This is a genomic window from Sorangium sp. So ce887, assembly GCF_051521455.1.
Taxonomy (GTDB): domain Bacteria; phylum Myxococcota_A; class Polyangia; order Polyangiales; family Polyangiaceae; genus Sorangium.
Genome location: NZ_CP150354.1, coordinates 7,571,547 through 7,596,471 on the forward strand (window position 1 = coordinate 7,571,547; position 24,925 = coordinate 7,596,471).

Below are 24,925 nucleotides of genomic sequence, written 5' to 3' on the forward strand. Positions count from 1 at the left end.
GCTCGTAGGCCGCGCTCACTCGGCGCGGCGAGCCGGATGGGGTGACTTCTAAGACACGAGCACTGGAAAAGCACTGAACGATCCGGACATCGCCTGTACGAACTTGAGGTTTTTATGCGCCGAGCCGCGTCAGCCGAAGCGTTCGCGTCGCCAGGCGCCGGGCGTCGCCCCCACCACTTTGCGAAACACACGCCCGAAGTGCGCAGCATCCGCGAAGCCCGTCGCCGCTGCCACGTCCTCGAGCGAGCTCCTCGCGTCGAGCAGCAGGGCCTGCGCGCGGCTGATTCGTCGCTCGAGCTGCCAGCGGTACGGAGCCTTACCCGTGGACTCCTTGAACGCCCTCGCGAAGTGGCCCTGGGATAGCCCGGTCAGCTCCGCGAGCTCCGCGAGCGCGACGGGGCGAGAGAGGTGGGCGTCGAGATACTCCTCCACCCGGCGCAACTGCCGTGGCGGAAGGCTGGCGCGCCGTGCCGGGGAGGGCTGCCTCGGAAGGAGCAGGCGGGCGACGATCGCGGCGGTGAGCCCGTCCCCGTACAGCTCCGTCGACGGGTCAGACTCGTGCGCCGCGTCGGACAGCAGCTTCAGCAGGGTCCAGAGCCTGTCATCGGAGAAGCGCAGTAGCGGTGTCGACACTGCCTCGGTGCTGAGCCTCTCACCGACGCGCCCCTCCAGCGCGCGTACGTCGAAGACGAGCGTGATGTCCTTCAGGTACCGAAGGTCGGGGCTGTAACCCCAGATGCTCATCCCCGCCGGCGCGAAATGCATGTGGCGCGGCGTGTAATCGATCGGGCAGCGCTTACCCGCCTGCAGCCGCGGCTCGCAGTGGCCACCGACCTCTTCGAGCAGCCCCGAGAGCCGCACCTGGTTCTCGAAACAGAGGTGGTTGTAGCTTTCGCCCTTGCCCCAGAACTCGGTGACGTCGACACAGACGCCGTTCCAGATCCTCCTCGAGACCGAAAGGCGCGTCACGTGAGGCGGTAGCGGCGTGAGGCGATCCGCGCGCGACTGAACCTGCTTCAGTTCCAACGACGATGCCATCGAGCTGGAGCAGGATAGACGCGGCGGCGCGCCCTGTAAAGTGAACTCGCGTCACCGGACCGCTACGGCGGGCTCGCTCGCGCGCGCCGAAGTCCGACGGAGAGCCCGGTATCCGCACGCGCTCAGCGGAGCGCAGCCTCCATGAGGCGCAGCAGATCCTCGAGCTGTACGGGCTTGCTGATGATCCGGAACGCTCCTTCCTTCGAGCAGCGGACGGCGGCTTCGTCGGATGCAAAGCCCGTCACCACGATGACCGGCAGGCTCGGGTTGATCCGCTTCAGGGCGGCCACGGTCTCATCGCCGCCCATGCCCGGCATCCGCAGGTCGGTGATCGCCAGATCGAACGCCTCCCTCTTGGCCTGCTCGACCGCCGCTTCGCCGCTCTCGGCGGTAGCGACTTCGTACCCCTCCCAGGAGAGGAACGTATCGAGGGACTCTCGAATGGCTGGCTCGTCGTCGATTATCAGGACCCGCCGCCTGCCGGCCGGGTGCTCGCTCAGCTGGCCGTCCACGTCGCCTCCTCGCTCCGGCGGTGCGCGTCCGATGCGGGCAGCCACATGCGGACCGTGGTCCCCTCGCCGGGCTCGCTCTCGACCCGGATGCTGCCGCGGTTCGCTTCGATGAACCGGTGCGTCAGCGCGAGCCCGAGGCCGGTGCCCAGCCCCGGCGGCTTGGTGGTGAAAAAGGGATCGAAGATGCGTCCAAGATCCTCGGCGGGGATGCCACAGCCGGTGTCGCGCACCTCGATCTGCACGCCCTGACTGTCCCGCCATCGGAGCGGCTGAGCCCCAACCACGACGGAGCTGCCGCGCGGGGTAGCATCGAGCGCATTGCCGATGACGTTGAGCAAGGCGGAGTCAAGCTGCGCCGGGTTCGCGAGCACGGTGGGCAGCGGCGCCGCGGCGGAGCCGTTCACCTCGAGGTGGACGCCGCGCACATGCGCCCGCGGCGCAGAGAGATCGAGCGCGCGGCGGAGCGCGGCGCGCACGTCGCACGGCTCCTGGCCGATCGTCTTGTCGCGCGAGTAATCGAGCAGCGCTCGCGTGAGGTCGGAACAGCGGTTGGCCTGCTGCTCGATGGTACGCAGGACCTTGAGAAGCGTGGGCTCATCGGGCAGCGCTTGGCCGTCGCGCCGCCGCTTGAGGACGAGCTGGGCGTTCATCAGGATGATGGCGACCGGGTTGTTCATCTCGTGCGACAACCCCGCGACCAGGGTGCCGAGCGCCGCCATCTTGCCTGCCCGGACGAGCTCCTCTTGCGTGTCCGAGAGCCGCTGCAGGGCCGTCGCGAGCTCGCTGTTCTTCGCCGCAAGCTCCAGATGAGCGCGGTGCAGGCGCTCGGCCGCGCGCACCCGCGCCTTGAGCTCGAGCGGATCGAACGGCTTGCTCAGGTAGTCGTCGGCGCCGATATCGAGGCCCCCCACGGCTTCGGCGCGGCTCGCCCTGGCCGTGAGGAGCAGGATCGGGATGCTTCGGAGCTCAGGCGCTCGCTTGAGCTGGCGGACCAGCTCGAAGCCGTCCATCTCCGGCATCATCACGTCCGATACGATGACGTCGGGCCGGCTTGCTCTGACCGCTTCGAGCGCTTCCCGGCCGTTGGTCGCCAGCGCGACCTCGTACTCGGCCACCAAGATGTCCTGCAGGTAGGAGCGCATGTCGTGGTTGTCTTCCACCACGAGCAGCCGCGGCGCGGGCTCGGTCCGCCCGCCCTCGGCGCCGCTCGGGCCCGTGGCGCACAGCTCCGGCTGAGCGAAGTCGCCCACGGTGATGCGCGATCCTCGCGCGCTCGTCGGCTCCGGCGAGCGAAGCGGCTGCGGCGCGATCCCACGGTCCGCCGAGCACGGCAGCCGCGCGAAGAAGCGAGAGCCAACGCCGCGCTCGCTCTCGACGCCGATGGTGCCCCCCATCATCTCCGTGAGCTCCTTGGCCAGCGACAGCCCGATCCCGGTCCCCTCATGCTTGCGCGTCGCCGACGCGTCGATCTGCTGAAACCTCTGGAACAGGAGGTGCTTCTTGTCCGCCGGGATGCCCGGACCGGTGTCCTCGACGGACAGCTCAAACACGCCGTCGAGCGTCCGTAAACTGACCGCGACCCGCCCCCCCGGCGGGGCCCTCTGTGCCAACGTCGGGTGAGACAAGCTCCCCCTGGAAATCTGTGGTGAGAGGGCGGAGAATGGACCTGACTCGTGCCGAAGCCTTCCCATCTCCGATCCGTCGATCCTACCCCCGCCCCAGCGGCGCAGGGCGCTGCTCCCCGCCCGAGTGGCGTCGCCGTCGAGACTGTGCCGAAGCGGGGCAAGAGGCGGAAGTTCTCGGCGGCGGAGAAGCTGCGCATCGTTCGCGAGGCGGCCGCGTGCACCCAGCGCGGGGACATCGAGGCGCTGCTGCGCCGCGAGGGCATCTACAGCTCCCTCCTGACGGCCTGGCGCAAGCAGCTCGCCCTCCACGGCAGCGAGGCTCTCGCGGGGCGCAAGCCCGGCCGCAAGCCGAAGCACGACGCGAAGGACCGGCGCATCGCCGAACTCGAGAAGCGCTCGGCGCGGCTCGAGGAGAAGCTCGCGCTCGCTGAGAAGCTCATCGACCTCCAAAAAAAAGTCTCTGCCATTCTGGGCATCAACCTCACGAACGACGAAGAGCGCTGATGGACGTCATCGAAGAGCTCGATGACCCGCACGTCCCCATCTCCCAGGCGTGTGCGGCACTCGGCGTCAGCCGCGCCACGCTCTACCGGCAGACTCAGCCCGCGAAGCCGTCCGCGCTGACCGGGCCCGCTCCGAGCCCACGCCGGCTCAGCGACCCCGAGCGGCAAGCCGTGCTCGACGTGCTGCACAGCGAGGAGTTCGTCGACCAGCCCCCGCCGGAGGTCTACGCGACGCTGCTGTCGCGCGGCGTCTACCTCGCCTCCATCCGCACCATGTACCGGCTGCTCGCCGCCTCCGGCGAGAGCGGGGAGCGGCGCGCCCAGCGTGGACCGATGACGCATGCCAAGCCAACGCTTACCGCCACGGCTCCCAACCAGATCTGGACGTGGGACATCACCAAGTTGCGCGGGTCGCTGCCTGGGGTCTTCTACTGCCTGTATGTCGTCCTCGACCTGTTCAGTCGCATGACCGTTGGCTGGCTGCTCGCCGAGCGCGAGAGCGCGGAGCTTGCCGAGCACCTCTTCGCAGAGACCGTCGCCCGCCACGGCGTCGAGCCCGGCTCGCTCACGGTGCACGCCGACCGCGGCTCCGCGATGCGGTCGGAGGGGCTCGCTCAGCTCCTCGGCTCGCTCGGCGTCGTTCGTAGCTTCAGCCGGCCTCACGTCAGCGACGACAACGCCTTCTCCGAGTCGCAGTTCAAGACGCTCAAGTACCAGCCAGACTATCCGGACCGCTTTGCCTCGCTGGCTCATGCACGAGCGTGGTGCCAGGAGTTCTTCAGCTGGTATAACGACCTTCATCAGCATTCTGGACTTGCGCTCTTCACACCTGCTGATGTATTCTACGGCCGAGTCGAAGATATCGCGGCTCGGCGCCAGGTCGCCCTGGACACGGCCTACGCCGCGCATCCGGAACGCTTCCCGAACGGGCCGCCCGTCGTGCGCAGGCCGCCCGCTTCGGTAGCCATCAACCCGCTGTCCGTTGACGATGCTGCCGGAGAGGCCGCGGCGCCCACGCACACGGGCACGACCAGCGCCGCGCCCGAACCTGGCGCCACGCCCACCGCCGTGCCGCGGCCGCTCCGACCTCGACCGGATGCTGCCCAGAGCCGGAACCCGCCCCTCAGCGCGATCCACTCATAGGATTCTCGTCTGGCCTGTCTCAAACCTGTTGGCATTCTCCGGGGTGAACTTCAGCGCGTTGCCCAGGAGGTTCAGCGCGATTTTCTCGAACTTGCGCCGATCAAGGGGGACTGCCCGCAGCGCGGGATCCACCTGAATCGAGAGCTGGACGCCGCCGCGCTCCGCCGCCGGACGAGCCTCGTCCACCATGTCCGCGACGAGCTCTGCGGCGTCGACGGCCTCCCAGTCGAGCTGCATCTTGCCGGCCTCGATCTTCTGGTCATCGAGGACGTCGTCGACCAACCGGTGCAGCCGCCGCCCGCTGCGCAGCACGCGCTCGAGGACCGCCCGCACGCCTCGCGAGAGCGGCTCGTCCGCGTTCGACAGGAGCGACGCGATCGGCCCCAGGATCAGCGACAGCGGCGTGCGCAGCTCGTGGCTCATCACCGTGAGGAACTCCCCCTTGGCGCGCGCGGCGGCGTCCGCCTCCTCCTTAGCCCGCTGCAGGTCGAGCTCCATCTGCTTGCGCTCGGTGATGTCGGCGTAGATCCCGATCAGCCCCGTCACGTTGCCGCTCTCGTCGCGGATGGGCACCTTGCTGGTGATGTGGACCCGCTGCTGGCCGTCGGAGCGGAGCATGGGCGTCTCGATGCTGAGGCTCGGAACGCCCTGGTCCATGACTTCCAGGTCCCTTTTCACGTAGGTGGCCGCGTCATCGCTGCTGCTACAGAGATCGAAATCGGTCTTGCCGATGAGGTTGTCCAGGACCTTGATGTTGGAGTCGTTGATGAAGTTCTGGTTTCCTCCGAGAAACCGGCCCTGGCGATCTTTCCAGAAAATGGCGTGGGGGACGTTGGCGATGACGTATTTCAGCACCGCTTGCTGCTGGTCGAGCGCCTCCAGCGTCCGCTGCCGTGCGGTGATATCGATGCCGGTACCGATGACGCCGGTGACCTTGCCTGCGGGGTCCCGGAGCGGGACGCAGCGCGCCTCTATCCAGCCTCCCCGCGTCTGCCCGACTGTCGTCACGGCTTCTCCGTCCAGGGCACGGCGAGCGCTCTCGATGATCCACGGGTAGGCGTCGAACACGTCGAACACGGAGCACCCCACGTGCTCGCCCGGCTTGAGCCCCAAGGCTTCGAGCCCACGCCCCTCGGACAGGGTGATGATCCCGCACTCGTCGAAGGAGAAGAGCACGATCGGGGCATAGCTGAGCACGGAGTGGAGTTGCTCGTAGCAATCCACCGGCGCCGAGGCTTGGGACGAGCGTGCCGGGCTGGCGCGCGTTGGGAGGGGCACGATCTTGCTGACATCGGCGGGTCGGCGGCATTGGCACAGCATTGTCTTGTTAGCCAAACAGCCTACAACCGACGCGGGGAACATCTAGGTTCGCAGCGTAAAAATCGGCCACGGATGAGGGGCCATCCGCCTAACCTCGGCCGCGATTTCCATCCTGTCCGGCCGCGCCGACGCGATGGCGCTCATCGGCCGCGCTGTGCTCGGTTGGCGCAGAGGGCGCGCGCGGCGCGGGCGTCCGCGCGTTGCGCCGCTCATGCGCGCGCGCAGCGAAGCGCGGCCTCAACGAGGCTGAGCAGATCCTCGAGCTGGACGGGTTTGTGGACGATCCGGAATGCTCCCCCTGTCGAACAGCGCATGGCGGCTTCGTCGGACGCATAGCCCGTCACCACGATGACCGGCAGGTTCGGATGGATCCGTTTCAGGGCGACCAGAGTCTCATCGCCTCCCATGCCCGGCATCCGCAGGTCGGTGATCGCCAGATCGAACGGCTCGCCCTGTGCTTGCTCGACCGCAGCTTCGCCGCTCTCGGCGGTAGCGACCTCGTACCCCTCGCAGGAGAGGAACGTATCCAGCGTCTCTCGAATGTCTTGCTCATCGTCGATCACCAGGACCCGCCGCCTGCCGACCGGACGCCCGTTCCGGTGCACGTTCACGTCTCCTCCTCGCTCCGGCCTTCTGCCGACCGCATGAAATTTGCTCCTGGGTTTGCTGCGCGACCGAGCCGAAGCGTGACCAGCCCCGCCACGGCGTTGCGGAGAATGACCTGTCCGCGGCTGCGGCCGTGGCATACGGAACCGTAGCGCTGCGGGCGGCTGTTGCCGCAGCCCCCTCGAGCAAACACGCGACGGGTCAAGATGACGCCCGCCATCGGGGCGAGCGGACCGGAGAGCCGCAGCCTCCAAGGCGCAGCCGGCAGCACCCGATCGGCTTTCGGGCGAGCCTCGGGCCTGTCTGCTCGGGCGCCAGGAGGCGACGCCCCGAGCTCGCCGAGGCCCGCCTCGACGCCATGGCCGGGCGCTGTGGCGCGGGGCCTGTCTGCTCAGGCGCCTGGGTCAGCTTCCCGCGGCGTGGTGCTGGATGGCTGCGACAGACGCGGAAGCGCAACGGTGAAGGTGGTGCCGTGCTCCAGATCGCTCGTGACGCCGATGGTGCCGCCGTGGGCTACGACGAGCTTCCGGGCGATGAAGAGCCCGAGCCCGAGCCCGCCGGATGCCCCCTGCGCTTCGACCTCGCGCGCGCCGCGCCGGAACGGCTCGAAGATCCTGGGCAACAGCTCCGGCGAGATCGGCGTGCCCTGGTTGTTCACCGCGAGCATCACGCGCTCCTCCTGTCCGTCGAGGGCGAGGTGAACGGGCGTACCTGGGGGGCTGTAGTGGATGGCGTTGCTGAGCAGGTTGGACAAGACCTGGGTGAGCCGATCGGCGTCCCAAACGCCGCGCCCATCGCCGTGGCGGCTGTAGACGATGGCACGCTCGGGGTGGAGCAACTCGAGCTCGTTGAGCACCTGACGGCAGAGGTCGTGCAGGTTGGTCGGCTTCGGGTTGATGGGGATGCCTCGGGCGGCGCGGCTGCGCGTCAGGTCGAGCAGGTCGTTGATCAGCCGCGTCATGCGGTCAGCGCCACGGGTGAGCCGCGCGAGCATCTTGCTGACTCCCTCCGGCATGTCCTCGCGCTTCTGCAAGAGCGACGCGACGAAGTGGATCGTCGAGAGCGGATCGCGCAGGTCGTGTCCGAGGATGGCCATGATGCGGTCGCGAAACTCGGCATCCTTGCGTAGCTCGTTGCTTGCCGCCTGCGCCATGGTCACGGCGACGGTGCTCATGGCCGTGTCGATCGCGGAGTGAAGGAGCTGCGCCGGGTCACCATCGAGCGCGATCGACGCGGAGCAGCACTCCTCGAGGATCTCAGCGCGGAGGAGCGAGAGCTCACGCAGCGCGTGATCCAAGCCGTACTCACAGACGAAGCGCGAGCGCGCGTGTTCCTTCGCGACCGAGCTGCTGCCGATGGCTCGCCCACGTGCCCCGCCCCCTGCTCGCTCGACATCGGGTCGCAGGAGGGCGTCAACAATCTGGTCGAGCAGGCTCGGGATGTGGTCGATCAACTCCGGCACGCTCAGCCGGCACGCTTCGGGCACCCCTGGGTCCTCACGCACGCGGCGGGCCCATCGTTGTATCAGCGCTTGTTGGTGGTCCTGGAGAAACGACGCAAGCTGCAACACGCGAGCGGGGTCAACAGGTTTCACGTTGGGCATGGTAGCCGCGCCAGCTCACGAGCGTGGGGCGCTCCGGCGCCACCGCAAGCTCGAAGCCAAAGCTTTGCACATGCGCTCGAAACAGCTTGGATGCCGTGGCGCCGAGCTGATGGGCACACAGCTCAACGTCATCGCTCGCGGTGAGCTCGCCGCAGCGACCGCTCGCCAGCTCGTTGACGTCGAGCGCTGCCATGCTGACGCGCGCGCGAATCTCGTCGTGAGCGACAGCGCAGCATTCGCCGGTGTACGCCTCGAGCTCGCCCGCCGCGCAGCGCTCGACCAGATGGACGGCGAGCGCACGAGTGCGCCCTCGATGCCCACGTCGCCCGCGAGCGCCACGAGCTCGCGCGCGGATGCGGCCGTGCGGGGATCTGCTCCGGGGCCATGGGCACACGATGCCGGCGGCGGGCCCGAGCTCACCGACGTCCACCTCGGCGCCGCGGCCACGCAGGGAACATCGGCCGCGCTCGTGCGTCTGCGTCTGCCTGTTCGGACGCCAGACCTACAGCCCCGCCTCGGCCGGCCTACTCTGGGAACGTGGCGGACGCGCGCACCCTGGTCACCGCGGATGTTGCGGCTTTGTCCCGCGAGATCAGTGCGTCTTACACCGCGCTGGCGGTCGCTCGATCACGGCTCGACCAGGACCCCTCTCAGGTTGTCGCGCGGTCACCGCCGCCTGCGCACGGCGCCGCGCTGGGTCAGGCTTGCAGCCGGTATCGTGCAGCGCGGGGCGTGTGGCCGGTAGCGCGCTCCCGCGGCTGCGCGGCCAGGCAGCTGGCGCCAGCACGTCGACACGCGTTGGAGCCGCGCAGGTAGCTGCGCGCTGGCGCACGCTCTGGACGGTACGACCCCTGGCCAGTGTAGTGTTCTCGTCTAGATTCCGTTTGACGCCGATCCCGTGATCAGAAGAATGGCCCGCGTCGCCATGTCGCTCGCGTGTTTCGGAAGGCGGGGAAGGAGACGATGAGGACGACAGGCCGGCAGATCTCCTCGGAAAGGATTAAATTTCAACACTTCCAACGTGGCAATAAACCGTTGTAGCCCGTGGACGGCTCGGCGCATCTTCGGGGCGTTTTCGCCGAAGATCCACCAGTTACGTGCCCGCGTCTCACGCCGATTACGTTCGCGCGCAGGCTTTACCTCAACAAGCAATCGCTGGTAATGCTTCGGATATTGCTGTCTTGCCGTCTCTTCAGTCAAGCCATAGAAATCGATGATCCAGCGCTCCTCGAATCGCTGAACCAAATCCCTGCCGATGATGAACCGACGAACCACGGGTGGAAGCCGTTCAGGCGCAAGCCCGAGCGCACGAAGCTGGTCCCTGTCGAGACGAAAGCCCTGATCTCGGTCTTGCACTGGGGGCGGCAGCTCGAAGGGGAGTTGTTTGCAACGTCGCGCTACGTCGAGTGGGCCGTGCTCATGAAGCGTTCGTTCGGCTTCGATGCGCTCCGCTGCCCGAGATGCGAACGGAGGATGCGCGTGCTTTCCACGATCACCGACTCAGCGGTGGTGCGCCGCATCCTTGATCCTCTGAACTTACCCTCGCAGCCCCGAACGGCAGCACCCGCGCGCGATCCAACGTGGCAGCCGATGGCGTTCGGGTTCGACGCGGCGTAGGTGGGCACCCGGCCCGAGCCCGTCATGGCGAGCGCACGCCGCGGTCGTCGAGCCAGAGCTGCGCCCAGTGCACGGCGCGCGGGCCCTGCGACGGGCCGAGCGGGTGTTTGATACGCGATAGACGGCTCGCCCGACGCCGTCCCCGCGGGGCTTGACACGGGCGGCGCCCTCCGGGACGAGCACGTCGGGCAACCCACTTGCGGCGAGCGTCAGCGTGGTGAGCGCCTGGTCGCAATCCGCGTTGGGAGAGCATGAGTCGATGGCGATCTCGCCCGGTGCGGAGGAGACGATCTGCCCCTCGATCGAGCGCTGCGTAGGAGGATCGCCCGCCTCGCCGGCCGGATCCTCGGAAGAGAAGGTGGTGCCATCCGCGGCGGTCAGCGACCACGTGATCTGGTCCATCGCGGGAATCGAGCACTCGGCGGCGCCGCCGCCACCGCCCGCGCCGCCGTCGATGACCTCGGAAGCGGTGCAGCCGGCGAGGAGAGAGAGCGAGAGCATGCCCAGAAGAAGGTCGTGTTGAATTGACATGACCTGCAACGTGGCAACCGTTGTGCCGCGCGAGAGCTCTCCCTCCCTCGCCGCGGATGGCGCCGTATTCAGCCATGAGCAACGACTACCGCCGGGCTGTGCCAGGGTGCGTCGCGGCACAATATGCCCCTCGGCCTGGGAGGCTAGGACGAGCCCGACGCGAGGCGCGTAGCATGGCGGGCGCGTGGCGGCACCCGGGGGCCACGGGTTCCTCCGGCGCGTGGGCGCCTCGGGCAGGCTCGGCCGGGCGCGGGGTCACCGGCGGCCGAGCGGCGGCGCAGCCCGAGGCCTCGCGCGGATCGCCGCCGGCCGGCGGCGGCCTACACCACCTGCGGCGGCGTACACCACGCTGGCATGTGCTGGACCACCACGCGTCAATCGACCGGATAGCCCCGCCACATCCAGCGCAGCGTGTCGGGGAGCGTCTGCTTGAGCACTCTCCCGTCGCAGTGGTTGGCGCCCTTCGCGTAGACGAAGCGATAATGATACCCCTTCTCCTTGAGGATCGCCGCCACGCGCTGGTTCGCCATCACCCAGTTGTGGTGGCTGGCTTCATCGCGGGTGCTGCCGAGGTCGTTCTCGCCGACCTGCAGGAAGATGCGCAGCGGCTTGACCGGGTTCTCCCGGATGAGCGCCTCCGTGTACTCCCAGGCGCCGTCGGGATATTCGGCCTCGGTGGGCGCGCGGGGGTTCTGCTGGTCGACGAACGTGCCGGAGTAGGTGACGATCTTGCGGTAGGTGTCGTGGCCGAACCAGCCCATGGTCAGCGCCGCTGCCCCGCCCGAGCTGCATCCGTACGTGGCGCGGCCGTCCGGGTTGCTCGTGAACTTCAGGTTGGGGTACGCGGCGTGGACGGCCTGGTTGTTCTTGACCGCCTCGAGGAGCTCCGTATCGACGAACCTCTGATAGGCGTCCGACATGGTGTCGTATTCGAGCCCCCGCTCGCTGCCGTACGAGTCGCCCCCTCCGCTCGCGGCGAAGATCGCGATGACGCTCGGGAAACGGTTGCTCGGGTCCGCGACGAAGTTGTTGATCGTGTTGATGATCTCGTCCCTGTTGGTCGCGTCCTGGACGACCATGAACGGCGCCTCCGCGCCGTCGACGTACGTCGCGGGGATCGCGACCTCCACGTGGCGGTTGAAATCCCCCTTGGCGTTGTCGTTCAAGGTCGGATCGTGGCCGGTGAAGATCTCGCTCTCCCGGGACGACAGGGAGAACGTGAACGTCCGCCCCTGGGGAACGCCGTCGATCCTCTTGATCTCCGGGGCGTCCTGGTAGTCAGGCCCGATCTCGAAATCGCCGTCGCCTTCGGTGCCGATCGGATCGACAGTCCCGCCCTGTCCTCCCCCGCCGTTCGGGTTCGGGTCGTCCGTGCCGCCCGTGCCCGAGGTGCTGCCGCTGCTGCTCGAAGAGCTGCTGCTGCTCGAAGAGCTGCTGCTTCCTTTTCCTCCGCTGCCGCCCGAGCCGTCGGCGGCGTCGTTGTCGGACCCGCAAGCAGCGATCGAAAGCGCGACAAGGAGCGAGATACTGCATGTGATCGAGCGGATCATGGATCCTCCTGGGATCGGGTTGCGTTACGCTGCTGATCGGCCTCGACCGTCAGCACCCGACCAGGCCGTTCGCGTTCGTGAGCGTGTAGAGGCTCACCTCTTTACCATCGGCGTTGCCGATGGGCGCCTTGGAAACGGAAGCGGGCTTTGCGTTCACGGCTTCACCACCAGATGGCTCGGATCTGGCGGCCGGGGCCGCTGGAGAGGCGTCCGTCGCGGGGGCCGCCGCCGGCGCAGGCGGTGCTGCCGCAGGGGGCGTGTCGACGGCCTGCGCGCCGGCGCGCAGACCGTCATCCCCAATCCGAACCACGACGGCTACCCGGACAAAGCGGAAGGACGCCCCGTGAGACGAAATTGTGAGCGCTCACATCGCCCATGTCAACGCAAATGAACCGGCGCGAGGCGAGCCTCGATCCCGAAATTGGAATCCACATCGAACAATACCGTGGGCCTGCGCCCGTCCTCTTGACGCGCCGCTCGGAGGAGACTCGCCAGCCATCCGATGTCGAGCCTGGCCGCGGATGGACAGATCATCGTTGACATCAAAAATGTGATCGCTCACAATACGTGCCTCCCACTTCGGCGTTGCCCTGTCGAAGGGCAACGATTTCTTCAAGTTCCTCATCGCGCAGCTCGAGACCGGCTCGCCGAGCTTCAGCGCCGTTCTGGCGCGCCTGGCCGCGGACCGCGCGTTGGGGGCTCACATAGGTTCTCACCGCTGATTTGACGCCGCCCTCTTCGCCGCGTGCGAAGGCTGCCGCGTCAATATCATCGCGGCGCATTGGTGTGATTGCGACAGGTCTGCCCTCGAGCGGTACCTGGGCGAGCTCCGACGCGACCGGCGCTCGCTCTGGGTGACCGGGCTCTCGTGCGGAGACGGCGCGGATCGGGAGGCTAGGACGAGCCGGCCGGAGCATCTCGCGACGCACGCTGGTCTCCCGGCTCAAGGAATACGACCTTCCGAGGCCAGCGGCGCCTCCCTCTGATCCACCCCGCGGCGCTTTGGTGATCCACGGCGCCGCCCTCTGAAAGCGCCGCGCGCGGCGCTTTGGTGATCCACCCGGGGGCGCCGCCCCAGCCATCTCCGCCGCAGAGGCGAGTCCTCGCTCCTTCGCCTTCTGCCCCGCTCCACCCTGCTCCAGGGCCGGCGTCCTGCCCGCCTTCTCCGCGAAGGCCTCTCCCGTACCCAGATCGCCGGTACACCGAGTCCGCTCTGGCCTGGGCACCACGGCACTCCGGCGCTTCGCACGGGGCGCAAGCACTCCATGATACCGGACAAGCGGGTACCTCGGCGGGGGAATGAGTAAGTCTTTCGACATACTGACCGCTTCGCACATCCGATTACCTGGTCCTGGACGCGGCCGAAGCTGCGCCGCTGGGCCGCTCGACATGCTCCGCGACTATGTTGAAAAACTTATCGAACAGTCCACTAGCTAGTACAGTGGTTCCCCAGGTTCCTCCCGGGTTGGCGTAGCCAGAAGGCTATGTGATTTCGCGTAGACACGTCCTTGCCGGACCCGGGACGAACCTTGGAAACGAAGCACCACTCTGCAGCCGCTGTATGATGCGCCTTCGCTCCCGCCCCGGCCCGGGGCACCCGCTCCTCGCCGCGATCGCGCTCGCGTCATCGCTCCTCGCCTGCTCCGCGTCGCCAGCCGGCGGCGCCGCGGCCGGCGCGCCCCGCGCCTCGCCGCTCGACCCCCTCGCGCCATACACGCCGGAGGACGCGCTCCCGGGCGCCTCGCGCGTCGACTTCCGGCTGCCCCGCCGCGGCCCGCCCGCCTTCTACACCCTCCCCTGGCCGAGCGAGCTCTGGCGCAGAGACGACGGCTCCATCGCCTGGAGCACCTTCCCGGGCGCCGGGAAGGCGCTGCTCTCCTCGTACATCGCGGCGGCCGAGTCCGACCGCGCGGGCTTCTCCGTCGCGCCGGCCATCTACTTTCACTTCTCGTCCGCGCCGGACGCGCGCCGGCTCCCAGCCCGGCCGGCGGACACGATGTCGCTCGGCTCGCCCGTGTTCCTCATCGACGTCGACCCGCAGAGCCCCGAGCGCGGCGCGCTCATCCCGCTCGAGCTCCGTCACGTGGCAGCGCCGCTCCGCTTCATCCCCGCGGGCACGCTCGCCGCGAAGCCGGTGCCCGGCGTCGTGCTCCGGCCAGACACGCTTCATTTCGCCGTCGTCCGGCGCGATCTGGGCGACCCGGAAGGGCGATTGCTCGGCACCACGCGCGATCTCGAGAGGACGAAATGGACAAGCCCCCTACCCGACCCGGTCGAGGAGCGCGCCCGCGCGCTGCACGCCGGGCCCCTGGATTACCTCGCCTCGCGCGGCGTGGCGCGGGGCGACATCGCCGCGGTGGCGCTCTTCCGCACGGGCACGCCGCACGCCGTCTCCCAGCGCCTCTTCGAGGCGGCCATGCGCCTTCCGCCGCCGCTCGCGCCGCGCCTCGTGAGCGCCGCGTGGCAGCCCGATCCGCGGCCGTCCTCAGGAAAGCGGTCCTATTTCACGATCGCCGGAACGTACTGCACGCCGAACTTCCAGTCGCGGATCGCCGAAGCCCCGTTCCTCTCGGGGGGCGGCACCCTCGCGCCGGACGAGGCGGGCGCGCCGCGCGTCGTCGAGCTGCCGCCCGGGTCGCGCTACAGGACGGACGCTTGCGGCGGCCTCCTCAGCGCCCGCTACGTGCTGACCGTGCCGAGGGTGCGCCCGCCGCCCGGCGGCTTTCCGCTGCTTGTCACGGCGCACGGCACCGGCGGCGACGCGACGGATTTCCTCGGCGAGGGCAACTTCGCTGGCTGGGCCGCCCGCCAGGGGATCGCCGCCGTCTCCACCGACCAGCCGCTGCACGGCGGCGCCGGCGCGCCCGGCGCGCGCCCCGGCAGCCGGGACGCCGCTGTCTTCTCCATCGCGGGCATCCCCGTGGGCCGGTTCCGCGGCCAGCAGCTCGGGGCGGCGCTCGCCTTCTACAACCCCGTGAACCCCGCGGCGACGCGCGACAACCTGCGCCAGGCCGGCGTCGACGCGAGCCTGCTCGCGCGGCTGATCGCCGGCACCGACTTCTCGAAGGCGGCGCGGCCGGGAGGTAGCCGCCGGCTCCTCGGCGCGGTGCCCGGACGGGTCGCGCCCCGCTTCGACAGCGGCCGCGTCCTGCTCGCCGGCCACTCGCAGGGGAGCCAGTCGGCGGCGGCGCAGGCGGCGCTCGATCCGCTCTTCCGCGGCGTGATCCTCTCCGGGTGCGGCGGCGACGCGCGCCTCGGCATCCTCCGCCGCGGCGATCTCCCGTTCATGCCGCTCATCGAGGCCGCGCTGGGGCTCCGGGAGGGCGAGCTCACCGAGTTCCACCCCTTCATGACGCTCGTCCAGAGCCTCGTCGATCCCGTGGATCCGCAGAGCTACGCGCGACTCTACCGCGAGCCCCTGCCCGGCCGGAGGCCCCAGAACGTGCTCCATTTCGGCGGCCTCGCCGACACGTACACGCCGCCCGAGACAGCTGTCGCGCTGGCGACCGCGCTCGCGGCGACGCCGCTCCGCCCCGTCCGCGCGGCCGCCGGGGTGCTCCCCTTCCTGCGCGCCGCGCCGCCGGAGGGGCCTGTGCGCGGCAACATCGCCGGTGGACAGGCCACGGCGGCGTTCGTGCAGGTGCCCGCCACGCGCGGGGAGGACGGCCATTTCGTCCTGTTTCACGAGCGCGACGCCGCGGAGCTCGCGATGCAGTTCATGCGCAGCGCGGTAGCGAGCGCCGCCGGCCCGGCCGAGGTGGGGCGCGCGCCGGGCCGCTGAGCCAGGCGTCCCCTCGCGGCTTGCGCTTTCCGGACAACGCTGTTCGACTGGCGCCGCGGGGGACGCGGAGGTGTCTTGTCTCTCCCTCTCCGGAGAGGACGAGACAGGCCGCTCGCGCCCGGAACCTGCGAGAGAGAGAGAGAGAGAGCATGAACGGGAAGGTCTGCGTCGTCACGGGCGGCAACACGGGCATCGGCAAGGAGACGGCGCGCGGGCTCGCGCAGCGCGGCGCCAGGGTGGTGCTGGCGTGCCGCGACACAGGCAGGGCCGAGGCCGCGCGCGACGACATAGCGCGCACCACCGGCAGCAAGGGCGTGGACGTGATGGCGCTGGATCTCGCGAGCAAGGCGAGCATCCGCGCCTTCGCGGAGAAGCTCCGCGCGAAGCACGATCGCCTCGACGTCCTGGTGAACAACGCCGGGGTGTGGCAGCGCTCGCGCGGCACGACAAGGGACGGGATCGAGGCGACGTTCGGGGTGAACCACGTGGGGACGTGGCTGCTCACGCAGGAGCTCCTCCCGTTGCTGAAGCAGAGCGCGCCGTCGCGGATCGTGGTCCTGTCGTCGAGGCTGCACTACCGCGGCCAGATGGGCTGGGACGATCTGCAGTTCGAGCGGCGGAAGTACGGCTCGGGCGTGGCGTACAACCAGTCGAAGCTCGCGAACGTGCTCTTCACGAAGGCGCTGGCGCGGCGGCTCGAGGGCACCGGCGTCACGGTCAACGCGGTCCACCCGGGCGTCGTCGCGACGGAGCTCACGCGCGATTTCCCGAAGCTCGCCGTGAAGCTCTTCAAGCTGTTCCTGCTCACGCCCGAGCAGGGCGCCGCGTGCTCGCTGCACGTCGCCACGGCGCCGGAGCTCGCCGGGGTGACGGGGGAGTACTTCGAGAAGAGCCGCATCGTGCCGGCGGCGACGGCGGCGCTCGACGAGGCCGCGCAGGAGCGGCTCTGGAAGCTGACCGAGGCGCTGGCGGCGTAGCGCCGCCCGCCGGGAATCCCAGCCAGGGATGGGGCGCACCACGTGAGTGTTCCGAACTGCATAGCGGCTCGTGGGGCAGAACGCCAACGGCAATGACCTGCAGGCGTGGAGCCGCAACTCTGGTGCGCAGCCCACGGAGCGTGCCGGGTGGAGACGGGCCGAGTCCAAGGGGGCACAGGCGCTGGAGGCGACAGCGCCCGAGGTCGCAGAAATCCTGCCGGACGGTAGTGAGCCGAGGCGTGAATGACGTCGTCCGGGATGTTGTTGAAGCCGACGAGGCTGACGTCCCGCGGCGCCTCGCGCCCGCTCCTCGTGACGCCGCGCTCCAGAGGCGCCCCGCCGGCCTTGGTCTCCCTCGGACTGGAGCATACCGCGGGCCGGTCGATTGGAATTGACGCTGGCCATGTGAACGTTCACAATATGCCCCATCGGCATCCTTTTGCTTCGCCATTCGCCATGGATGGGTCCGTTGTGAACACCGAGACCTTCGTCATCCGATCGATCTGGGCACCGACTCCGTTCGCATGGTCTACCAGCTTCGCCATCGTCTGCTTGAAGGCGGAGCTTCGCGCTGGCGTGACGTGACCAGAGGAGGCCTCATGCACAAAATACAGCCGTCGGTGCTTCGATGTCCTCTGCCTGGTCTCGAGTGTCGCTCTGCCTGCGTGCAGCGAAGACGATCGCGACGCAGCACGAGCTGCCTCCTGCACGCTGTGGAGTGAACGCGGTCGATTCGATGCGTCGATGAATTGCTGATGCGGCGCCACTTATCCAGGAGGTAGGCGGCTGGCACGAGGAAACGTTTGTCACCTGAGGTGAGCGTGGCGATCTGCCATCGAGATCCTCGAATCGTCCTTGCTTTTGCTTCCCCCTTCCCCTGACCGGGCGCGGCGGGCTGGATTCGATTCAATTCACTCAACGATACGCAATCGGATGACGGGCGCACCGCTCTTTCCGCGCGCTCGTGGAACGCCGAAGAAGAGAAGAAAACGATGGCCAAGCAGAACGTATCCTCCCTGGTTCTTTGCTTCATGGCGCTCTCGCTGGCCTGCGGCGAGAGCTCATCGCCGGGCGCTGGCACGGACGGTGAAGCAAGCGGGTCGGCTGGTGGCGACACAGGCGGAGCAGGTGGTTCAACCCCCTCGCCCGGCGGCGCGACGGCCGGTTCAGGCGGGACCTCGACCGGCGGCAGCGGCGCCTCAGATGGCAGCGGCGCCTCCGGCGGCGAGGGTCAGGCCGGTTCGGGTGAGGCGATCTCTCCAGTCGCGTGCGAAGAGCTCACGGACGTCGGGTCGGCGACCAGTATTTCACTGGACGGCATCAACATCCAGAGCGGCAACGTCAACGGCCTCACATTCAAAGGCTTCGGCGTGCTCAGCGCCAACAGCACCAGCGAGCTTTTGATGGATTACAAGTCCGAGCACCCCGAGCGATATGCCGAATTGCTCAAGATCCTGTTCGGCGGGACAAGGCCCATCATCACGCACGTCAAGGTCGAGATGGGCAACGACCGAAACAACTCCACCGGCGCGGACCCGGCCACGATGCGACTGGCAACTGAAGCGGCAAACGTCAGGCGGAGCCCCGGCTTCCAGCTCGCTGCCGACGCCAAGGGGGTCAACCCCGATCTCAAAGTGAGCATCCTGCGCTGGAACGCTCCCGGCTGGGCAAACAACAACGACAAGGTTTATACCTGGTTCAAAAATACCATCCTGGCCGCGTATCGCGCTTACGGTTACATGGTCGACTACGTCAACCCCGGCCTCAACGAACGTTTGCCGGACTTGACATGGACCAAGCAATATGCCGCTCGGGTCAAGGCGGACACCGCTGGCTTCAATGACGCGACCGAGCAAGCGCTGTACAACAGCATCAAGGTCATGATCTCCGACGAAGTCGGGGTCGGCACGTTCGGCGGCAGCATCGTGAGCGACGCCACCCTGCGGAACGCCGTGGCGGCTACCGGGTACCATTACAACACGGATGACGACAGCGCGGGCAATTTCAAGAAGATCGCGGAGGAGATCGATAAAGAGGTCTGGAACAGCGAGGCGCAGGCCACATTTGGCAACACGGCCTTCCGACCCAGCAACAACATGAAGGACCCCACGGTGGCAGGCACCGGCATCGGCGGCATCAACGGCCCGCTGGAGATGGGCAACACCATCATCAAGGGATTCGTCAAATCCCGCCGAACCCACTTCATCTACCAGCCAGCCATCGGCTCCTTCTACGAAGGCGGACAATATTCCTTCAAAGAATTACTCAGCGCACGCGACCCATGGTCGGGCTGGATCCACTATGACGCAGGCCTGGATATCCTGAGGCATTTCAGCTGGTTTGCGAAGGCCGGCTGGGAAAACCAGGACAACACCGCGGGGATCTGGAGGGTCGTACCTCAATCCAGCGACACCGGCGCGACGGGCACGAACCCTGTCAATGGACGCAACGGCACCCCCAGCTACATGACGCTCGCCGCTCCCGACAAGCGCAATTTCTCGACCATCTTCATAAACGACAGCGAGCGCGCGCAGACCTACAAGCTCCGGACGGTCAATATGGATTATGCGGGCAACCCCGCCCTGGAGCTCTGGGAGACACGCGCGGCCGACCCGGGAGCAGCCTTCAACAGCAACTACATGAAATACCGCTGTAACATGTCCGCTGACGCCGGCGGCATTTACACCATCCATGTAGACCCCTATTCGATCTTGACTGCTACCACGTTGGCGAACACTGGAGACCCAGCACACAATCAACCGTTACCGGTAGAGGGTGCGCGCGCCGTGCTCGACACAGATGCGAGCGGCTCGACTCAGAACACGTCCGACAAGACTCTATACGCCGACAAGTTCGACTATTCCACCAGGACCGTCCCGGTGATCGGGTCAGGCGGCCGGATCACGGGGACCGAGAGCTATATAACGTCCCGCGGCGGCCCCCAGAGCGTGATCCCCCGCTATGCCTGCGACCGCAACGGCGCGTTCGAGGCGTATCTCCCCGACGGTTCCAGCGACTTCATCCTGCGCCAGCAGGTAGATCGACCGACCATGGGGCTCGGAGGCACGTGGAACGAAGGCAATCCGATCACAGGCATCGGTGACAACCGGTGGCTCAACTACAAGGCCAGCGTCGACGTTTCATTTGAAAACAACAGCACCCAGAGCGGCAACAATTACGCTGCCATCGGAGCCCGGCAACAGGGCGGCGGCAACTCCCACTATCTCAACGGCACTCCCTATTTTCTGAAGTTCTTGTTCGACGGCGGCTGGCAGCTGCTGGTCGACGGCGTGTCCGTAGCCAGCGGGAATGTGGTCAGCGGCTCTGGCGGCGTGACGATCAATGGATTCAACGCCGCTCACGACGCATGGCACAACATTGCCATTCAGGTCGTGGAGAACAAAGTTACTGCTTTTCTGGACGGTGTGACGCTCGCCACCTACACCGATTCCAATCCCAGGCTCTCCGGTCGCATCGATCTGGCCAGCGGTTATTACTTCACCCGTTTTGACAACCTGAAGGTGGAGACAGTCGACGGTCATGCCCCGTACTACTCTGAGTTGCTTGACAATCTCGAGATGAACGATCTGGCTTCGCCGCCGGCTCCGAAGCTAGTTTACGGCGGCGCGTGGGCTCACGAGAACGGCAAGAGCATGTACAATTACCAGCGTTCCCTTTCCACGAGCCGAGGGACAGGCGCTACGCTGGAATACACATTCACGGGCACTGGACTGGACATCCTGGGTCCGAACAACGGCTCGGCGAAGCTGGAGGTCACGGTGGACGGACAGGTCGTCAATCCTTCGGCCAGCACGCTGGCCTCCAAGGAGCTCTACCAGACGTTTTCACTCCGTGGGCTTGGCCATGGCGCACACACTGTTCAGGTCAAAGTGCTGGGCGGGACCTTGGTCGTGGACGCCGTGGCGGTTGTTCTGTAGCCGTAGAGCAAACTTCGTACACTGGAGAGAAATCCGTCATGATCCGAAAGTGGACTGCGTGGGGCGCCTTGCTGGCAGCCATGCTGGGGTCGGTGCCCTCCGCGGGAGCGGCGACGTTGCAGCTGGTCAACGACTGGGGAATGAGCGGTTTGCCCGGTGACGTGAGCATGCACGTCTATGTCCCGGACCACGTGGCGCCGAACCCTCCGATTCTGACCCTGGTGCACTACTGCGGCGGGACCGCCGGTGCGGTGTTTGGTCAGGCGCAGGGCGGGGGCATCGTCGACGCGGCGGACGAGTATGGCTTCATCATGGTCGTCCCCAGCAGCGGAAGATGCTGGGACGTCGTGTCGAACAAGACTCGCACGCGCGAAGGCGGTGGCGACAGTCACGCCATCAGGCAGATGGTGAAATACGCGCTCGACACGTACGGAGGTAACGCGGATCGCGTCTATGCGACGGGGGATTCGTCCGGCGGCATGATGACCGAGCTCCTGCTTGCCCTCTACCCGGAGGTCTTCAAGGCAGGCGCCGCATTCGCGGGCATGCCGGCCGGGTGCCGCGCGGCCAACGAATCAGGCAATAACGGCGGATATAGCGGGGCGTGCGCGGGCGGCTCGGTGACCCAGACAGCGCAAGAGTGGGGGGACATCGCTCGTGCGCTGGCCCCAGGGTATGCGGGACATCGCCCGCGGCTGCAGCTCTTCCACGGCGACGCGGACACCATCATCAGGTACCCGAACCACACGGAGGCCATCAAGCAATGGACCGATGTCCTGGGCGTGAGCGCGAGCCCGACGTCGACCGACATGGGAGTCCGGCTCGGCAACCACGATGCGACGCGGCAGCGCTGGGAGAATGAGTGCGGCTACGTGGTCCTCGACGCGTTCACCTCGATTGGCGGCGATCACGGCCCATCCGACGCGTTATTTCCCGCCGAGTACGTCATCCCCTTTCTGGGCCTCGACAAGACCGGGCCGGTCGATCCCGAGATAGAAAAGTGCAGCGCTGGGGCGGGGGGAAGCGGTGGCGCAGGCGGAACCGGTGGAGAGGGTGGGGGCGGCGGACCGGGTCAGGGTGGCATGGGTCCCGGGAGCGCTGGGAGCACTGGGAGCACTGGGAGCACGGGGTCGGGCGGCACCGCGGGCGGGAGCGGCGGCGCGCCCAGCGTCAGCGGGAGCGGTGGAACGGGCGGCGGCGTCACGGAGGGTGGCCCGACGGGTGGCGCTGATTCTGGATCGTGCGCGGTCGGCGGGGCCGATTCGGGGGAGTCCTTCGGGACTTCCCTGGTTGCTCTGGCAGTCGCGCTTTCGGCCTTGATCCGTCGTCGGAGGGCGGCGGTGGGGTCGACCTGAGCCGGGACCGCGCGCGCGGCTTTTCCGCTCCGGCACGGCTGCACGGGGAAGCAGCGAAGCCCCTCTCAGGGACGAACGGCCTCCGGCCGGACGGCGAGCGCGTGCGTAAAACAAGTCCGGCTCCGCGCGCTCGGTCGACGAGCTGGATGAATGTTCGAGACCGCGGGCGCACCGGAGCCTCCTGAAATACGGAGGGTCCATGCAAGCTTACCGCCGGTACGTTGGCACCGCGATTGCTGTTGTCCTTTCCCTCTCGGCCGGGGCCGCTGACGCGGCCGTCACGGTCGAGATCGTCGAGCCGAGGAGGCTAGTACAGCGTTCCCGAAGTTCGTCCCTGGATCTACGGCGCGCCAGCCCAGGCGCTCGCGGTAGCTCGTGGCCCGAGCGCGGCGAGCGTACGCACGGTAGATTCCGGAGCGCGAGGCGGTTTTCCCAGCCCATGCAGGACCGCTTGCGCTTTTGAAGCCCTCAGCGCCGGGCAAGTCCCACGCGCGTAGGTGGCCCACGCTCGCGCCAGATCGGTCCTGTTGCCTGCGCCGCTGCGCCAGAAGCTGGAGCACACGACGCGCTCGCCCAAGGCCTCGCAGCGCGATGCGCAGCGCGCCAGGATCGCGCTCTTGGCCGATGAGGGATGGAGCAACGAGCAAATCCAGCGCGAGCTGGACTGCGACATCAAGACGGTGCGCAAGTGGCGCAACCGGATCGCGGAGGTTGCTGACGAGGCGATGCTGCAGGACAGAGCGCGCTCAGGCCGACCGCCGCGCGTGGCGACCGCAGTGCATTACGAGCTCATCAAGCTGGCCTGCAGCCGTCCCGACGAACACAAGGTCCCGTTCGAGCAGGTCTGGACGCTGGAGCAGCTGGCGAAGGCCCTGAAGCTCGAGACCCAGGTGGAGCTGAGCCGCACCGAGATCTGGCGCGTGCTGCGGGGAGCCAGCCTCCGACCGCATCGCGTCCGGCTGTGGCTGCACAGCCCGGACCCGGACTTCCGCCCCAAGGTCGAGGCGATCTGCAAGCTGTACCTGGAGACTCCCGCAGGCGTCACCGTGCTCTGCGTCGACGAGAAGACCGGCATGCAGGCGCTGGAGCATCGGTTCGTCATGCAGCCGTGTCGTAGCCGCCAAGCCGCGCGCAAGGAGTTCGAGTACAAGCGCAACGGCACGCGCACGCTGATCGGTGCCTTCAACGTCAAGACGGGCGAGGTGGTGGCGCGCTGCGAACCGACGCGCACCGCCGCCGATCTGCTCGCGTTCATGGACAAGGTGGCGGAGCGCTACCCCACGGGCGACGTCTACATCGTCTGGGACAACCTCAACATTCACCACGGTGCCAGGTGGAACGAGTTCAGCGCGCGGCACGGCGGGCGCTTTCACTTCGTCTACACGCCTCTGCATGCGTCGTGGGTCAATCAGATCGAGCTGTGGTTCAGCATCCTGAGCCGTCGGGTGCTCAAGAACGCCTCCTTCGGCTCCGCCGAGGAGTTGAGCCGTCGCGTGCTCGACTTCGTGCGCCACTGGAACGAGCACGACGCGCGACCTTTTCGGTGGAAATTTCGGGGCCAGTGGAGGGCGACCTTGCCGTCCTACGCAGCCTGGGCTTCGGTGCAAGCTCATGACGAAGCAGCATGCCGCCCCTGAGCACGCCGCCGCGGTCCGCTCCTACCTCGCAGCCCAGGGGCTCTCCCACCTGCGGGCCCGCAAGCACGGGCAGATGGTGATCATGGAGTCGGGTCCTGAAGCCGACCCGATCGCCCACGCCAGGCTGCGCCGCGACACCGTCCACCTCTGGACGCTCGAGATCGCGACCCACACCGGCAGGTGGGAGAAGACCGGCTTCCGCGGCCTGTGGCAGGACTTGCTCAAGCTGCTGATGACCGACTTCCCCTGGACTCTCGCGCCGATCGAATAACCCCCGCCGCGATGGTGGTGCGTCGTCGGGGCGTTCCGTCCGCGTCCCGCGACGACTTCGCTTCATTCACAAGCCCGGCCGGCCAGCCAGGACCGTAGCCGGATGGCACCCCGCCCCCCGCCGATCCAGGGACGAACTTCGGGAACGCTGTACTAGGACGAGCCGGCCGGATCACGAAAGGCAGAACGGCGCGGGCCACGAACGCGGGCTGGCGATCGGGGATGCGCGTGGGACGAAAAGGCCCAAGAACGAGGGCGCCGCTCGCATGGGGTCGAGCAGCGGGCAGAGGTTGGCCAACGGCCACGCGCGAGCGGCACGCCTTCGTCTTCGTCTCCGGCACCGCGATGCCCGTCGCCGCGGGCCGGTGAGGCACCACGGCGGCTCGCCACGACGAGCCCGACGCGAGCGCGCCGGAAAGGCGCAGCAACGGATACCGGGGTGGAGGCACGAGAGCCGCGATGCGCGCCAGAAAATGCACGGGCGCCAGCACCAGGTGAGTCGCGCCGTTGCGACGGGGCTTGCGAAGACGGTACGCGACGCGGCCATCGGGCAGGAGCGAGATGCGCTCCAGGCTCAAGGGCGGGCGCGCGCCGTAGCGGCACAGCCGTTCAAGGCCGGCGCGATCCCCCGCGCGGATCGTGACGCCCGCATGGATGTTGAAGCCTGCCACCTCACCGGCCCACGGGCTCTTGCCCCGGGGGCGGAAGCGATCCTCGTCGTCCGCCTCTGCGAGGGGGACGCCGTCCTCATCGAGGCGCACAAAGGTGCCGCCGAAGAGCGACAGTTGCATGCACGCTTCGAGCGGAGAGAGCTCGGGCCTCCGACGGCTCGGCGTCCGTCGCCATTTCGGTGGCGCAGCCGCACGCGAGAATGACATATGCGAGGCTCGCGCCGGCGATCTGCCTCGTGGTTGCGAAC

18 protein-coding genes and 1 pseudogene are annotated in these 24,925 nt (G+C 67.8%); 10 read left to right on the forward strand and 9 right to left on the reverse strand.

Going from position 1 to position 24,925, the window contains the following annotated elements; all coding sequences use genetic code 11:
• Nucleotides 1-129: 129 nt before the first annotated feature.
• From WMF36_RS28025 to WMF36_RS28035, 3 genes are all read right to left on the reverse strand, one after another.
• Nucleotides 130-861, reverse strand: a complete 732-nt coding sequence (locus tag WMF36_RS28025) for a helix-turn-helix domain-containing protein (RefSeq protein ID WP_437573829.1) — start codon at nucleotides 859-861, stop codon at nucleotides 130-132.
• A gap of 299 nt (nucleotides 862-1,160) precedes the next feature.
• Nucleotides 1,161-1,550, reverse strand: coding sequence for a response regulator (locus WMF36_RS28030; protein WP_437573830.1), 390 nt, complete (start codon nucleotides 1,548-1,550; stop codon nucleotides 1,161-1,163).
• A complete protein-coding gene (locus tag WMF36_RS28035) occupies nucleotides 1,535-3,175 on the reverse strand; it encodes a sensor histidine kinase (protein WP_437573831.1) in 1,641 nt (546 codons plus the stop codon). The genes WMF36_RS28030 and WMF36_RS28035 overlap by 16 nt, the downstream gene beginning before the upstream one ends.
• A gap of 144 nt (nucleotides 3,176-3,319) precedes the next feature.
• Between WMF36_RS28035 and WMF36_RS28040 the strand changes: the two genes are divergently transcribed.
• Together WMF36_RS28040 and WMF36_RS28045 are read left to right on the forward strand one after the other, a co-directional pair.
• A complete protein-coding gene (locus tag WMF36_RS28040) occupies nucleotides 3,320-3,679 on the forward strand; it encodes a transposase (protein ID WP_437573832.1) in 360 nt (119 codons plus the stop codon).
• Nucleotides 3,679-4,821 (forward strand): IS3 family transposase, encoded by a 1,143-nt coding sequence (locus tag WMF36_RS28045; protein WP_437573833.1) that lies wholly within the window; start codon nucleotides 3,679-3,681, stop codon nucleotides 4,819-4,821. Before WMF36_RS28040 ends, WMF36_RS28045 begins: the two co-directional genes overlap by 1 nt.
• Here the strand turns inward: WMF36_RS28045 and WMF36_RS28050 are convergent.
• The 4 genes from WMF36_RS28050 to WMF36_RS28065 all read right to left on the reverse strand — a co-directional run bounded on the left by WMF36_RS28050 (nucleotide 4,816) and on the right by WMF36_RS28065 (nucleotide 8,543).
• Nucleotides 4,816-6,183 carry a PAS domain-containing sensor histidine kinase gene (locus tag WMF36_RS28050; RefSeq protein WP_437573834.1) on the reverse strand — a complete coding sequence of 456 codons (1,368 nt, stop codon included), beginning with the start codon at nucleotides 6,181-6,183 and terminating at the stop codon, nucleotides 4,816-4,818. The genes WMF36_RS28045 and WMF36_RS28050 overlap by 6 nt on opposite strands.
• Nucleotides 6,184-6,350: 167 nt before the next feature.
• Nucleotides 6,351-6,752 carry a response regulator gene (locus WMF36_RS28055; RefSeq protein ID WP_437573835.1) on the reverse strand — a complete coding sequence of 134 codons (402 nt, stop codon included), beginning with the start codon at nucleotides 6,750-6,752 and terminating at the stop codon, nucleotides 6,351-6,353.
• A gap of 386 nt (nucleotides 6,753-7,138) precedes the next feature.
• Nucleotides 7,139-8,350, reverse strand: coding sequence for an ATP-binding protein (locus tag WMF36_RS28060; RefSeq protein WP_437573836.1), 1,212 nt, complete (start codon nucleotides 8,348-8,350; stop codon nucleotides 7,139-7,141).
• Nucleotides 8,328-8,543: a hypothetical protein gene (locus WMF36_RS28065; RefSeq protein WP_437573837.1), complete on the reverse strand. Its 216-nt coding sequence runs from the start codon at nucleotides 8,541-8,543 to the stop codon at nucleotides 8,328-8,330. Before WMF36_RS28065 ends, WMF36_RS28060 begins: the two co-directional genes overlap by 23 nt.
• A gap of 851 nt (nucleotides 8,544-9,394) precedes the next feature.
• Between WMF36_RS28065 and WMF36_RS28070 the strand changes: the two genes are divergently transcribed.
• On the forward strand, nucleotides 9,395-9,967 hold the full coding sequence (locus WMF36_RS28070; RefSeq protein ID WP_437573838.1) for a hypothetical protein: 573 nt from the start codon (nucleotides 9,395-9,397) through the stop codon (nucleotides 9,965-9,967).
• A gap of 905 nt (nucleotides 9,968-10,872) precedes the next feature.
• Here the strand turns inward: WMF36_RS28070 and WMF36_RS28075 are convergent.
• Entirely contained in the window at nucleotides 10,873-12,048 is a 1,176-nt protein-coding gene (locus tag WMF36_RS28075) for an alpha/beta hydrolase (protein WP_437573839.1), read from the reverse strand.
• A 749-nt stretch (nucleotides 12,049-12,797) separates the two neighbouring features.
• On the opposite strand from WMF36_RS28075, the pseudogene WMF36_RS28080 reads away from it, so the two are divergent.
• From WMF36_RS28080 to WMF36_RS28110, 7 genes and pseudogenes are all read left to right on the forward strand, one after another.
• Nucleotides 12,798-13,034 (forward strand): annotated as a pseudogene (locus tag WMF36_RS28080) (hypothetical protein); the annotation flags it as partial.
• A 575-nt stretch (nucleotides 13,035-13,609) separates the two neighbouring features.
• On the forward strand, nucleotides 13,610-15,829 hold the full coding sequence (locus tag WMF36_RS28085) for a hypothetical protein (protein WP_437573840.1): 2,220 nt from the start codon (nucleotides 13,610-13,612) through the stop codon (nucleotides 15,827-15,829).
• Nucleotides 15,830-15,978: 149 nt separating this feature from the next.
• Nucleotides 15,979-16,806, forward strand: a complete 828-nt coding sequence (locus WMF36_RS28090; protein WP_437573841.1) for an SDR family oxidoreductase — start codon at nucleotides 15,979-15,981, stop codon at nucleotides 16,804-16,806.
• 992 nt (nucleotides 16,807-17,798) lie between these two features.
• Nucleotides 17,799-20,744: a sugar-binding protein gene (locus WMF36_RS28095; RefSeq protein ID WP_437573842.1), complete on the forward strand. Its 2,946-nt coding sequence runs from the start codon at nucleotides 17,799-17,801 to the stop codon at nucleotides 20,742-20,744.
• Between the two features lie 38 nt (nucleotides 20,745-20,782).
• Entirely contained in the window at nucleotides 20,783-22,099 is a 1,317-nt protein-coding gene (locus WMF36_RS28100) for an extracellular catalytic domain type 1 short-chain-length polyhydroxyalkanoate depolymerase (protein WP_437573843.1), read from the forward strand.
• Between the two features lie 527 nt (nucleotides 22,100-22,626).
• The gene (locus WMF36_RS28105; RefSeq protein WP_437573529.1) at nucleotides 22,627-23,736 is read left to right on the forward strand and encodes an IS630 family transposase; all 1,110 of its coding nucleotides are present in this window, start codon (nucleotides 22,627-22,629) and stop codon (nucleotides 23,734-23,736) included.
• Nucleotides 23,711-24,007 (forward strand): hypothetical protein, encoded by a 297-nt coding sequence (locus tag WMF36_RS28110; RefSeq protein WP_437573530.1) that lies wholly within the window; start codon nucleotides 23,711-23,713, stop codon nucleotides 24,005-24,007. Before WMF36_RS28105 ends, WMF36_RS28110 begins: the two co-directional genes overlap by 26 nt.
• On the opposite strand, the gene WMF36_RS28115 is transcribed toward WMF36_RS28110, so the two are convergent.
• The gene (locus tag WMF36_RS28115) at nucleotides 23,958-24,797 is read right to left on the reverse strand and encodes a transposase (RefSeq protein WP_437573844.1); all 840 of its coding nucleotides are present in this window, start codon (nucleotides 24,795-24,797) and stop codon (nucleotides 23,958-23,960) included. The genes WMF36_RS28110 and WMF36_RS28115 overlap by 50 nt on opposite strands.
• Between the last annotated feature and the right edge of the window lie 128 nt (nucleotides 24,798-24,925).

What these genes read in the sequence shown, in the direction of transcription:
- WMF36_RS28045 (WP_437573833.1), top strand. Translation starts at nt 3,679, where the DNA reads ATGGACGTCATCGAAGAGCTCGATGACCCGCACGTCCCCATCTCCCAG.
- WMF36_RS28050 (WP_437573834.1), bottom strand. Translation starts at nt 6,183, where the DNA reads ATGTTCCCCGCGTCGGTTGTAGGCTGTTTGGCTAACAAGACAATGCTG.
- WMF36_RS28060 (WP_437573836.1), bottom strand. Translation starts at nt 8,350, where the DNA reads ATGCCCAACGTGAAACCTGTTGACCCCGCTCGCGTGTTGCAGCTTGCG.
- WMF36_RS28065 (WP_437573837.1), bottom strand. Translation starts at nt 8,543, where the DNA reads ATGGCAGCGCTCGACGTCAACGAGCTGGCGAGCGGTCGCTGCGGCGAG.
- WMF36_RS28075 (WP_437573839.1), bottom strand. Translation starts at nt 12,048, where the DNA reads ATGATCCGCTCGATCACATGCAGTATCTCGCTCCTTGTCGCGCTTTCG.
- WMF36_RS28085 (WP_437573840.1), top strand. Translation starts at nt 13,610, where the DNA reads ATGATGCGCCTTCGCTCCCGCCCCGGCCCGGGGCACCCGCTCCTCGCC.
- WMF36_RS28090 (WP_437573841.1), top strand. Translation starts at nt 15,979, where the DNA reads ATGAACGGGAAGGTCTGCGTCGTCACGGGCGGCAACACGGGCATCGGC.
- WMF36_RS28095 (WP_437573842.1), top strand. Translation starts at nt 17,799, where the DNA reads ATGGCCAAGCAGAACGTATCCTCCCTGGTTCTTTGCTTCATGGCGCTC.
- WMF36_RS28100 (WP_437573843.1), top strand. Translation starts at nt 20,783, where the DNA reads ATGATCCGAAAGTGGACTGCGTGGGGCGCCTTGCTGGCAGCCATGCTG.
- WMF36_RS28110 (WP_437573530.1), top strand. Translation starts at nt 23,711, where the DNA reads ATGACGAAGCAGCATGCCGCCCCTGAGCACGCCGCCGCGGTCCGCTCC.
- WMF36_RS28115 (WP_437573844.1), bottom strand. Translation starts at nt 24,797, where the DNA reads ATGCAACTGTCGCTCTTCGGCGGCACCTTTGTGCGCCTCGATGAGGAC.